General features: G+C 56.6%; 13 protein-coding genes and 1 pseudogene. 9 read left to right on the plus strand and 5 right to left on the minus strand.

From position 1 onward, the window contains the following. Nucleotides 1–10: 10 nt before the first annotated feature. Nucleotides 11–253, plus strand: coding sequence for a hypothetical protein (locus HMPREF9334_RS03650; protein ID WP_006692148.1), 243 nt, complete (start codon nt 11–13; stop codon nt 251–253). Continuing rightward, a complete protein-coding gene (locus tag HMPREF9334_RS03655) occupies nt 250–630 on the plus strand; it encodes a type II toxin-antitoxin system death-on-curing family toxin (RefSeq protein WP_006692149.1) in 381 nt (126 codons plus the stop codon). The genes HMPREF9334_RS03650 and HMPREF9334_RS03655 overlap by 4 nt, the downstream gene beginning before the upstream one ends. 211 nt (nt 631–841) lie before the next feature. Here HMPREF9334_RS03655 and HMPREF9334_RS03660 read toward each other — a convergent pair whose 3' ends face one another. Together HMPREF9334_RS03660 and HMPREF9334_RS03665 are read right to left on the minus strand one after the other, a co-directional pair. Further along, the gene (locus HMPREF9334_RS03660; protein WP_006692150.1) at nt 842–1,477 is read right to left on the minus strand and encodes a DUF421 domain-containing protein; all 636 of its coding nucleotides are present in this window, start codon (nt 1,475–1,477) and stop codon (nt 842–844) included. 1 nt (nt 1,478) lies between these two features. After that, nucleotides 1,479–1,931, minus strand: coding sequence for a DUF3290 domain-containing protein (locus HMPREF9334_RS03665; protein ID WP_006692151.1), 453 nt, complete (start codon nt 1,929–1,931; stop codon nt 1,479–1,481). A 228-nt stretch (nt 1,932–2,159) separates the two neighbouring features. Between HMPREF9334_RS03665 and HMPREF9334_RS03670 the strand changes: the two genes are divergently transcribed. From HMPREF9334_RS03670 to HMPREF9334_RS03685, 4 genes are read left to right on the plus strand one after another with little or no spacing between them, the layout of a single operon-like run. Further along, entirely contained in the window at nt 2,160–2,354 is a 195-nt protein-coding gene (locus HMPREF9334_RS03670) for a 4Fe-4S binding protein (protein WP_006692152.1), read from the plus strand. A gap of 1 nt (nt 2,355) precedes the next feature. Further along, nucleotides 2,356–3,507 (plus strand): 2-oxoacid:acceptor oxidoreductase subunit alpha, encoded by a 1,152-nt coding sequence (locus HMPREF9334_RS03675; protein WP_006692153.1) that lies wholly within the window; start codon nt 2,356–2,358, stop codon nt 3,505–3,507. Further along, a complete protein-coding gene (locus HMPREF9334_RS03680; RefSeq protein ID WP_006692154.1) occupies nt 3,504–4,355 on the plus strand; it encodes a thiamine pyrophosphate-dependent enzyme in 852 nt (283 codons plus the stop codon). Before HMPREF9334_RS03675 ends, HMPREF9334_RS03680 begins: the two co-directional genes overlap by 4 nt. Before the next feature lies 1 nt (nt 4,356). After that, entirely contained in the window at nt 4,357–4,902 is a 546-nt protein-coding gene (locus tag HMPREF9334_RS03685; protein ID WP_006692155.1) for a 2-oxoacid:acceptor oxidoreductase family protein, read from the plus strand. Between the two features lie 88 nt (nt 4,903–4,990). On the opposite strand, the gene HMPREF9334_RS03690 is transcribed toward HMPREF9334_RS03685, so the two are convergent. After that, nucleotides 4,991–5,365 (minus strand): winged helix-turn-helix transcriptional regulator, encoded by a 375-nt coding sequence (locus tag HMPREF9334_RS03690; protein ID WP_006692156.1) that lies wholly within the window; start codon nt 5,363–5,365, stop codon nt 4,991–4,993. Between the two features lie 140 nt (nt 5,366–5,505). Between HMPREF9334_RS03690 and HMPREF9334_RS03695 the strand changes: the two genes are divergently transcribed. Beyond that, complete coding sequence (locus HMPREF9334_RS03695; RefSeq protein ID WP_006692157.1) at nt 5,506–6,042, plus strand: NAD(P)H-dependent oxidoreductase; 537 nt, start codon at nt 5,506–5,508, stop codon at nt 6,040–6,042. Nucleotides 6,043–6,254: 212 nt separating this feature from the next. Continuing rightward, a complete protein-coding gene (locus tag HMPREF9334_RS03700; protein ID WP_006692158.1) occupies nt 6,255–6,809 on the plus strand; it encodes an NAD(P)H-dependent oxidoreductase in 555 nt (184 codons plus the stop codon). Here HMPREF9334_RS03700 and HMPREF9334_RS03705 read toward each other — a convergent pair. Continuing rightward, nucleotides 6,801–7,148 carry a winged helix-turn-helix transcriptional regulator gene (locus tag HMPREF9334_RS03705; protein ID WP_006692159.1) on the minus strand — a complete coding sequence of 116 codons (348 nt, stop codon included), beginning with the start codon at nt 7,146–7,148 and terminating at the stop codon, nt 6,801–6,803. The genes HMPREF9334_RS03700 and HMPREF9334_RS03705 overlap by 9 nt on opposite strands. A gap of 150 nt (nt 7,149–7,298) precedes the next feature. Further along, nucleotides 7,299–8,258 carry an L-lactate dehydrogenase gene (locus HMPREF9334_RS03710; protein WP_006692160.1) on the minus strand — a complete coding sequence of 320 codons (960 nt, stop codon included), beginning with the start codon at nt 8,256–8,258 and terminating at the stop codon, nt 7,299–7,301. A gap of 296 nt (nt 8,259–8,554) precedes the next feature. On the opposite strand from HMPREF9334_RS03710, the pseudogene HMPREF9334_RS12455 reads away from it, so the two are divergent. Beyond that, nucleotides 8,555–8,701, plus strand: a pseudogene (locus HMPREF9334_RS12455) (ABC transporter substrate-binding protein); the annotation flags it as partial. Nucleotides 8,702–8,805 lie beyond the last annotated feature (104 nt).

The raw sequence follows: 8,805 nt of genomic DNA on the forward strand, positions 1-8,805 counted from the left end.
AGGTCACTCCATGAACATCCGCACAGACACAATGATTTCCATGGCCGAAGCAAACCAAAATTTTTCCAAGGTGGTGCAGCTTGTCGATGAAAAAGGAACTGCGGTCATTCTAAAGGACAATACGCCGCGCTACCTCGTTATCGACATCCAGCAACTCGGACATAACGAAACCTTGCCGGATGCAGACGTGCTTGCCGTCTCGCGACAACTGATGGAACAAAATAGAGCAGCTTATGAGGTGCTGGCACGATGATCCGCCTGGCAAAAGGGCAAGTGCTTCAGATGCACGCAGAACTGATTGCCGCAGCCGGCGGCAGCAGCGGTATACGCGACGAAGCACTCCTTGATGCCGCCTTGGCAGCACCGTTTATGTCCTTTGGCGGCATGGATCTCTATCCGTCGCTTGAACAAAAAGCCGCACGCCTCGGCTATGGTCTCATCAAAAACCACGCCATGATCGACGGGAACAAACGCATCGGCGCACATGCCATGCTCGTCTTCCTTGCATTAAACGGCATCCGTCTGCAATACACACAGGAAGAACTCTACACCATCATCCTAGACGTTGCATCAGGAAAAAGCTCGCAGGAAAATCTGCTGACTTGGATTGAAGCGCACAAAAAGACCTAGGGAAGCGCTGATAAATTCAGCTTGCGTCTCTTGACGCATCTTTTTCGTCTGCACTGTACCCTAGCATCTTCCACATAGTTTTATGCGTAGATTTTTCCTCCTTGTTCGAACGAAAAATCTACGCCAATTTAACGCCTTCATTTTATCAGCAATTCCCGTAGAAAACATCTCCCGACCGCTTCCGCCGTCGGGAGATTTTTATGTGGCGCATTCAATTTTTCTCATACGGATGGATAATCAGCGCACCGTCCTTGTACTCGCCGATGTAGATGTCCTTCACTGCATAGTCCGCCGCACGCAGTTCGGCGTTGAGCCAGACGCGGTCCTTTTCGATGAGTTCGAGGATGTCCTCGTCCAACTGTCCGTCGAGGATGAGCGGGTAGCGGGCGTTCTGCGCGCCATACTGGATAACGGTGAGCTGTCCGTTCGGCTCGAGGACGGCGCGTTTCACGTCTTTGATGTAGTAAACCCCCGCCATGCGGAGTTTCAGCGTGATGTCATGCGCGAGCATCCCGTGCCGCATACACTCATCCATGAGGATCTTGCCGCGCTCGATCAGCACGGCGGGACTGCCGTCGACGAAGTCCTTGATCGCACCGCTGTTCATCTTGAGATATTTCAGAACCAGCACGAGCAGCGTCCACGCGATCAGCACGAGCAGGAAGTCCAGAATGGAGATGGCGTTGTTGTAGATCACGCCGCCGATGATGCCGCCGAGAACGTAGTTCTGCACCTGATCGGTCGCGGAGTTCGGCGCGAGGTTGCCCTTACCGAGCAGGTTGATCTGGAGGATGAGACACAGGAGTCCGAGCGCAAGCTTGCCCAGCATCAGAGCGTAGATCAGCATGTCAGTCCTCCTTGTCCACAATCTTCACGTCGCGGTTCAGGAGATGCGTCTGCTCGTACTGAAATGAGGTAAAGTCCGCATTAAACGTCACCGCGTAAAATGTCCCCTGCACATCGACGAGCATCCCCTGTTTCAAATATGTCGAGTTGGTGCGGATCTTTTGCACGGGCACATCCAGATCCACACTGAGGCTGTGGAGGAACTGCGCCATACGCGAGGTTGCCTCCACATCGCTCTTTGTCCGGTTGTAGTCGTTCCACTGCACGCCACCGAGGAATGCAACCGTGAGAAACAGAATGACGATGAGGTCGCGGTAGCGCGTCGCAAGGCGGTTGCGCAGATACTTCACACTCACGAAGAGAAGCGCAGAGAGCGCGAGAAACGAGAGCGCATACCAGACGTTATCGCCGAACTGGCTGTGCGCCGTGATATAGTCATAGGTATAAAAATTCAAGAAGTCCCCTCCTTTTCCGCCTGTAGATTACTACGAGGGGTGCGCCGCGTCAAGCATTTTATCGTGTAAATATGTATTCAGTATGCGATTTTGTTTTCCCTGCTCCATCTGCTATAATATTGAAATTATCCGCAGATAGAACGGAGGGACAGACCTCCGTAACGGATAATGGAACTGTTTTCTGTGTATGATGGGATGTGTTCCGCATCCCGGCGGGAGTTGAACGCCATGAAGGGTGAGCTGTATATCAAAGAAAAACGGTGCAAGGGCTGCGGCATCTGCGCTGCGTTCTGTCCGAAGAAGGTGCTCGAGGTGAGTCTGCTCGGCAAGATCACACCCGTCCGCCCCGAGGACTGCATCGCGTGCGGGCAGTGCGAGATGCGCTGTCCCGATTTTGCGATATTCGTAGAGAGGAGGGCGTGAGATGGCTGAGACAAATGCACGGCTCATGCAGGGCAACGAGGCGGTCGCCGAGGGTGCGATTGCGGCAGGTGTGACGTTCTTCGCGGGCTATCCGATCACGCCGTCCACGGAGATCGCCGAGCAGATGGCAAAGCTGCTGCCGCGGATCGGCGGCACATTTCTCCAGATGGAGGACGAGATCGGCGCGATGGGCGCGATCCTCGGCGCATCGCTCGCGGGTGCAAAGGTGATGGACGCGACGAGCGGCCCCGGCTTCTCGCTGAAACAGGAGCTGATCGGCTATGCCGCCTGTGCGGAGATCCCGTGCGTCGTGGTAAATGTGCAGCGCGTCGGCCCCTCGACGGGACAGCCGACCGCGCCGTCGCAGGGCGATGTCATGCAGGCGCGTTGGGGCACGCATGGCGATCATCCGATCGTCGCCCTCTCGCCGTGGAGTGTGCGCGAATCGTTCGATTTGGCGGTGCTGTCGGTAAATTATGCGGAGCGGTTCCGCACGCCCGTCATTCTGCTGATGGACGAGATCGTCGGACATCTGCGCGAGAATGTCAAGCTCCCCACTGCCGAGGAGCTTGACATCTATCCGCGCCGTCTGCCGAAAAAGGCCCGCGCCGAGGGCTATCAGCCCTTTGCCGTGGGCGAGGATCTCGTGCCCGATGTGGCGCGTTTCGGCGACGGCTACCGCATCCACGTCACAGGCCTCCTCCACGATGAGACAGGCTTTCCCTCGGGCAGTCCTGCCGTGACGGAGCAGCTGATCCACCGTCTCCATGAGAAAATCAATCGTGTGGGCGAGGAGATCATCCACACGGAGGAGCACTTCATGGAGGATGCGGAATACGCCGTCGTCAGCTACGGCGGTACGGCGCGTACGGCATACGAGGCGGTACGCGCGGCGCGTGCGGACGGGATCAAGGTCGGATTCCTACGCCTCAAGACGATCTGGCCGTTTGCGGATGCCGCTGTCGGACGCCTCGCAGATCGCGTGCGGAGCATCCTCGTCGCGGAGCTGAACTATGGACAGCTCGTGGGTGAGGTCACGCGTGCGGCGCACGGTACGCCCGTCCGCCCGTGTCTCAAATACGATATGCACAGCTTCACGCCGCAGGAGATCACGGCGGCGATTCGTCAGATGAGCGAGGAGGTGCGGGCATGAGCACGGACATGAATGCACACGCGGAGATCGACCGCAGCTTTGAGCGGTATTTTCGTCAAAACCGCCTGCCCCATCTCTGGTGTCCTGGCTGCGGCAACGGCACGGCACTGAAGTGCATTGCCGAGGCGATTGAGGGGACGGAGGGCTTCACGCAGGACAACACCGTCATTGTCTCCGGCATCGGCTGCTCCTCGCGCGGCTCGGGTTATATGGACTTTGACACAGTGCATACAGCGCACGGACGTGCGATCCCATTTGCAACAGGCATCAAGCTCGCACGCCCCGAGCTAAATGTCATCGTCATTACGGGAGACGGCGATTGTACCGCCATCGGCGGCAACCATTTTCTGCACGGCTGTCGGCGCAACGTCGATCTGACGGTCATTCTCTTCAACAACAATATCTACGGCATGACGGGCGGGCAGTCCTCGCCGACGACACCGCCGGGCAAGATGACGGCGACCGCACCATACGGGACAATCGACCGACCGCTTGATGCGTGCCGCATCGCCGAGGCAGCAGGCGCGACCTACGTCGCGCGTTCGACGGCGTTCCACGTCAAACATCTCACGCAGATGATTGCGGGCGGGCTCAAAAATCACGGCTTTGCCCTCATCGAGGCGATGGTGCAGTGTCCAACCGCCTACGGGCGCAAGAATAAGATGGGGTCGCCCGCCGCGATGCTCACATGGATGAAGGACTCCGCCGTTATGAAGGCGGCATGGGACAAGCTCCCCCCTGAGAAGCGCACGCCGGAGAAGTTCCCCATCGGGCTGCTCTACGAATGTGCGGGCGAGGAGTACGGCATGGCGAACGTCGAGATTCTGCGGCGTGCGGGAGGGCTCTGATATGCAGAAGGAACTTCGTCTCTCAGGCTCAGGCGGGCAGGGTGTCATCACCGCCGCCATCATCTTCGCCGAGGCGGCGACCGCGTGCGGAATGAATGTCGCACAGTCGCAGTCCTACGGTCCCGAGGCACGCGGCGGCGCATCCCGCTCCGAGGTCATCGTCAGTGACGGCGCAATCTATCATCCGCACGTCGAGCATCCCGACATTGTACTCGCCATGACACAGGCGGCGGCGGACAAATACGCGGGCGATCTCGATCCCGAGATGGGTATTCTGATCGTTGACAGCGAGCTCGTCCCGCGCGTCCCGCAGGCGGCGCACGTCGTCTCCGTTCCCATCACCACGCTTGCCATTGAGAAGGTCGGCAAGTCTCTCTTTGCGAACATCGTCGCACTCGGCGCAATCACGCGCGTCTCCGGCACCGTCCCGCTCGATGCCGTAAAGAAAGCCGTCACCCACCGTGTCCCACCACATACCGTCGACGCAAATATGCAGGCACTCATGGTCGGCTATGAGGCGGCGAAAATGTCATCCGAAACAAATTGACCCCCATGAAAAAACCGCCCTGTCAGGCAAAAATTGCTTGACGGGGCGGTTTTTCATGCAGCCGCGGCAGGATACAGCAAGGGGCTCATCATGTCTTGTCCGGCAGCAGGAGTTCTTCTTCGCTGAGCAGTTCAATCTCCTCGCCGCGTTCGCGACGAAGGCGGATATTCTCCCGCCCCCATGCACACATGACGTCAACGATCCGATCCGCAGACCGTCCATAGTCTGTAATGAAATACTCGACCTTTGGCGGAAGCTGCTCGTAATCGATGCGTCCGACAATGCCGTCGCGCTCCAATTCACGCAGCTGCTGTATCAATACTTTTTCCGATACACCGGGAATGAGACGGCGCAGCGCCCCCGTCCTTTGGGGGCCTGACATCAGCAGACAGATGATCAGTGCCTTCCATTTCCCGCCGAGAATTTCCAGTGCAGCCTCAATGCCCAGACGATAAGTTTTCATCGCAAAAGTCCTCCTGGCTCCCATTGTAGCACAGGACTTCTCTTTGATGAACACTTACTTTATTGTGTGTATTTACATCCGATCTGCACCTGATAGAATAGAGACAGCAAACATCTGCAGCAGGAGAAAAGAGGTTTTAAATGAAAGCACTCGTTGTACAGGCACATCCATGCATCGAAGAATCGCGTGTCAACAAGCGGTGGAGAGAAGAACTCGCAAAACATCCCAACGATATTGAGGTGCACGCGCTCTATGAGGAATATCCCGATTGGCAGATTGACATCGAGAGGGAGCAGCGTCTCCTGGAGGCACACGCGCTGATCGTATGGCAGTTTCCTCTCTATTGGTACAGCTGTCCGCCTCTCCTCAAAAAGTGGCTCGATGACGTGTTCACCTACGGCTGGGCATACGGTTCAACGGGACGCAAGCTGGTCGGCAAAAATTTCGGGCTCGCCGTGTCAATCGGAGACAAGGAGACAAATTACACACGGACCGGAGATATCGGCTTTTCCGTGGATGAAGTGCTCACCCCCTTCAAAGCGACAGTCGGTCATGTTGGCGCTGATCTTCTGCCGTATTTCGCCTTGTTCGGTGCATCCTTTCAGGCGACGGACGAGGAGATTGCGGAGAGCGCCAAAGCATATGCCGCGCGTATTCTCCAGTGGCAGAGCATGTAAACGAGACCATCTGCCGCTGATCATCGGCAGGCCCTCATGGTCGGCTATGAGGCGGCGGGAAAATAAACGCCAAATGCAAAAACCTCCCGCATTTCTGCGGGAGGTTTTTTCGTTGACGCTTTCCTATTCGTAAGTACCCCACGAAAAAGTGCGTTCTTGTACCCCATCCCTCCATGCGCTATCATGCAACGATAGAAATGGAGGTTTTCTTTATGAAGACATTGGTTATCGCCGCGCACCCAAATCTCGAAGAGTCCGTCATCAACAAGCGATGGCTGACGGAGCTGCGCAAACATCCTGACCTCTGCACGATCCACACGCTTGCCGCGTGCTATCCCGACGGTCGGATTGATGTGGAGCGCGAGCATCGGCTCATCGAGGAACACAGCAGCCTGATCTTTCAGTTCCCGATCTACTGGTTCTCCTGCCCGCCGCTGCTCAAAACATGGTTCGACGAGGTGCTGACGCACGGCTGGGCGTATGGAAGGAACGGCGGAGATAAGCTGGAGGGGCGCAAGGTCGCGCTCGCGGTCACAACCGGCGTGCGCGCGGAGGATTACAGCATCGATGGACGATACCACTATACACTTGCGCAGCTGCTCGCTCCGTTTGAGACCACACTGCGATACTACTGCCGCGCCGACTATCAGCCGTTCTTCGCCTTTTATGGTGCGGAGCTTGTGCCGGGCGAGGACTATCACTCAGCAGCAGAGGAGATTGAACGCAGCGCGGAGAACTACGCACGTTTTGTGACGGCGTTATCGTAAGTCATCCCTATGCTGCTCGCCCCAGTCGCACATGCTGTGCAGGAGCGGGATGAGCGACCGCCCGCGCTCCGTGAGGGCGTACTCCACCTTGGGCGGCACCTGCGGGTACTCCGTCCGTACGACAAGCCCGTCCGCCGCGAGTTCCTTCAGCACGACGGCAAGTGTCTTGTACGGGATGCCCGCAATCCGCCGATGAATCGCATTGTGGCGAAGTACGCCATGCTCGGCGAGCAGATAGAGAATCGCCATCTTGTACTTGCCGCCGATCAGGGACAGCGTGTAGTGAAATCCCGTCTGCACGACCTCCGCCCCCTGCGGTACACAGCTTCCATGTTCCATAAAAATCCTCCCCAAGCCTCTTTCACACCCATAAGAAGAGCCGCCCTCTCTACAATTTCGGGCGGCTCTTTTCATTCATTTCGACATCGGACAACGCTATCAATGTTCATTATAGGGCAGGGATACCGTATTCGTCAAGCTTCACGAAGCTTACTTCACGCCCGCGCCGTCAAGCGCTGCGCGGACACTCTTCTGTGCGCGACGGAGTTTTTCCATCTCATCGTCCGCAAGGCGCACTTCAAATGCCCGCACAATGCCGTCCTGCGCGATCATGCGCGGGATGGAGAGTGCCACGTCCTTCATGCCGTACTCTCCGTTCATGACGGCGGCGCAGGGCAGAATCGTATGCTCGTTGTAGAGGATCGCCTTGATGAAGCGGCAGGCGACCATCGCGATGCCCGTATTCGTGAAGCCCTTGAGGTTGATGACATTGTAGGCTGTTTGGATGAGCCCCTGCTCGACATCGTGGCGGTCGAGTTTTTTCTCAAAGTGGAAGTACTCGTCGAGATGGTCGATGCCAAGCCCCGCACAGTTGACGGTTGACCACGCAACAAAGGCATCGTTGCCGTGCTCTCCGAGGACGTAGCCGTGGATGTTCTTCGGATCCATCGCGTAGTGCTCGGCGAGGATGTAGCGAAAGCGGTAGGTCTCGAGCATTGTACCAGTGCCGAGGATCTTCGCACGCGGATAGTCGAACTCGGTCGAAACGACGTAGGTCGCGACATCAAGCGGGTTCGTAATCATGATGACCATGGCGTCCTTCGTGTATTTCACAATTTCGGAGAAGATGGAGCGCATGATCTTCGTGTTCGTGCTCGCGAGCTTCAGACGGTCGGGCGTCTCGCCCGGCAGGATGGAGGGTCCTGCCGTGATAACGATGAATGCTGCGTCGCGACAATCCTCGTATGTGCCCGGATGAACCTTGATGTTGGTACAGTACGGAGAGGACATGGCATGACTGGTATCCAGGGCCTCGCCGCGCGCGCGATCCATGTCGAGATCGATCAGCGCGATCTCCGAGGCAAGCTGAAAGTCCGCGATCTTGTTGAGCACGGCAGAGCCGACGTTGCTCGTTCCGATGATGACAACTTTTCCCCTGTTGACTGACATAACGATTACCCCCTAAAAATGCAAAAAAGTCCAAACGCAATGGTATGCGCTTGGACGCTATGGGCTCATAACGAACTGTGTGGAAACCAGCCGTTTCATGGTGGATTGCACTTCTTTTCAACAGAACAGTTCCCGCAGGATTTCCTGCGCCATCATAGTAGCACCACAGGGAATCATTGTCAATGGATTTTTGATGAGGTTCGGCGTGTATACAGGAGAGTTTTTATTGTCGATGCACCAATATAAAACAGCAGTTCACAGGCAAATGTTTTCATGCTATAGGAATCGCTGATAAAATGAAGTCTGTCAGATTGGTACAGATTTTCCGTCCGATCAAGGAGACAAACCGGACGCATAGCAAAGGCTATGTGGAGGATTTGTCGACACAGAGCGGGCGGAAAAGATGTGCCAAGATGGCAGTGCTGAATTTATCAGTGCTTCCTATAATGCACGCAGGTGTTGTCACGAGCGGTAGGCGGTTAAAGCACGGGACTGCTGCACGAACGCCCCTATCGACTCGCTACGCTCGCCACTTCCCCCGTTGCGA

This window comes from Centipeda infelix ATCC 43532 (genome assembly GCF_000234095.1).
GTDB classification, from domain to species: domain Bacteria; phylum Bacillota; class Negativicutes; order Selenomonadales; family Selenomonadaceae; genus Centipeda; species Centipeda infelix.

What these genes read in the sequence shown, in the direction of transcription:
- HMPREF9334_RS03650 (WP_006692148.1), top strand. Translation starts at nt 11, where the DNA reads ATGAACATCCGCACAGACACAATGATTTCCATGGCCGAAGCAAACCAA.
- HMPREF9334_RS03655 (WP_006692149.1), top strand. Translation starts at nt 250, where the DNA reads ATGATCCGCCTGGCAAAAGGGCAAGTGCTTCAGATGCACGCAGAACTG.
- HMPREF9334_RS03660 (WP_006692150.1), bottom strand. Translation starts at nt 1,477, where the DNA reads ATGCTGATCTACGCTCTGATGCTGGGCAAGCTTGCGCTCGGACTCCTG.
- HMPREF9334_RS03670 (WP_006692152.1), top strand. Translation starts at nt 2,160, where the DNA reads ATGAAGGGTGAGCTGTATATCAAAGAAAAACGGTGCAAGGGCTGCGGC.
- HMPREF9334_RS03675 (WP_006692153.1), top strand. Translation starts at nt 2,356, where the DNA reads ATGGCTGAGACAAATGCACGGCTCATGCAGGGCAACGAGGCGGTCGCC.
- HMPREF9334_RS03680 (WP_006692154.1), top strand. Translation starts at nt 3,504, where the DNA reads ATGAGCACGGACATGAATGCACACGCGGAGATCGACCGCAGCTTTGAG.
- HMPREF9334_RS03685 (WP_006692155.1), top strand. Translation starts at nt 4,357, where the DNA reads ATGCAGAAGGAACTTCGTCTCTCAGGCTCAGGCGGGCAGGGTGTCATC.
- HMPREF9334_RS03690 (WP_006692156.1), bottom strand. Translation starts at nt 5,365, where the DNA reads ATGAAAACTTATCGTCTGGGCATTGAGGCTGCACTGGAAATTCTCGGC.
- HMPREF9334_RS03695 (WP_006692157.1), top strand. Translation starts at nt 5,506, where the DNA reads ATGAAAGCACTCGTTGTACAGGCACATCCATGCATCGAAGAATCGCGT.
- HMPREF9334_RS03700 (WP_006692158.1), top strand. Translation starts at nt 6,255, where the DNA reads ATGAAGACATTGGTTATCGCCGCGCACCCAAATCTCGAAGAGTCCGTC.
- HMPREF9334_RS03705 (WP_006692159.1), bottom strand. Translation starts at nt 7,148, where the DNA reads ATGGAACATGGAAGCTGTGTACCGCAGGGGGCGGAGGTCGTGCAGACG.
- HMPREF9334_RS03710 (WP_006692160.1), bottom strand. Translation starts at nt 8,258, where the DNA reads ATGTCAGTCAACAGGGGAAAAGTTGTCATCATCGGAACGAGCAACGTC.